General features: G+C 36.5%; 2 protein-coding genes. Both read left to right on the plus strand.

All coding sequences use genetic code 11. The annotated features are described in order from the left end of the window. Positions 1-161: 161 nt before the first annotated feature. A complete protein-coding gene (locus L654_RS0103200; RefSeq protein ID WP_010554515.1) occupies positions 162-371 on the plus strand; it encodes a cold-shock protein in 210 nt (69 codons plus the stop codon). Between the two features lie 187 nt (positions 372-558). Beyond that, positions 559-704 (plus strand): cold shock domain-containing protein (locus L654_RS0103205; RefSeq protein WP_021031994.1); only part of this gene is annotated, 146 nt, incomplete at its 3' end.

The raw sequence follows: 704 nt of genomic DNA on the forward strand, positions 1-704 counted from the left end.
ATAACCCATTTTGAATACTAGTTTGAAAGAAGTTTTGTTTTATTTGTTAGTACCCCGTTGTTTTAGTAATAATCCTACGCGATATCCTCAAGTTAACTATTTTTTCCAGCTCAATCGCCTCTTTTCAGGCACACTTATATTAATTTTTTAGGATACATATTATGTCTACTACAACTACTGGTTCAGTAAAATGGTTTAACGAAGCAAAAGGTTTTGGTTTTATCGAGCAAGAATCTGGCGCAGACGTGTTCGCACATTTTAGCGCAATCTCTGGCGACGGTTTTAAAACTTTAGCTGAAGGCCAACGTGTACAGTTTACTGTTACTCAAGGTCAAAAAGGCCCACAAGCCGAGAACATTGTTAGCATCTAATTGCTAAACAATTTAGTGGGTTAGAGATAACCCATTTTGAATACTAGTTTGAAAGAAGTTTTGTTTTATTTGTTAGTACCCCGTTGTTTTAGTAATAATCCTACGCGATATCCTCAAGTTAACTATTTTTTCCAGCTCAATCGCCTCTTTTCAGGCACACTTATATTAATTTTTTAGGATACATATTATGTCTACTACAACTACTGGTTCAGTAAAATGGTTTAACGAAGCAAAAGGTTTTGGTTTTATCGAGCAAGAATCTGGCGCAGACGTGTTCGCACATTTTAGCGCAATCTCTGGCGACGGTTTTAAAACTTTAGCTGAAGGCCAACG

Source organism: Pseudoalteromonas sp. TAB23 (assembly GCF_000498075.1).
Lineage (GTDB): Bacteria > Pseudomonadota > Gammaproteobacteria > Enterobacterales > Alteromonadaceae > Pseudoalteromonas > Pseudoalteromonas arctica.

Bases quoted from the DNA above. Each gene is read 5' to 3' on its own strand.
- L654_RS0103200 (WP_010554515.1), top strand. From the start codon at position 162: ATGTCTACTACAACTACTGGTTCAGTAAAATGGTTTAACGAAGCAAAA.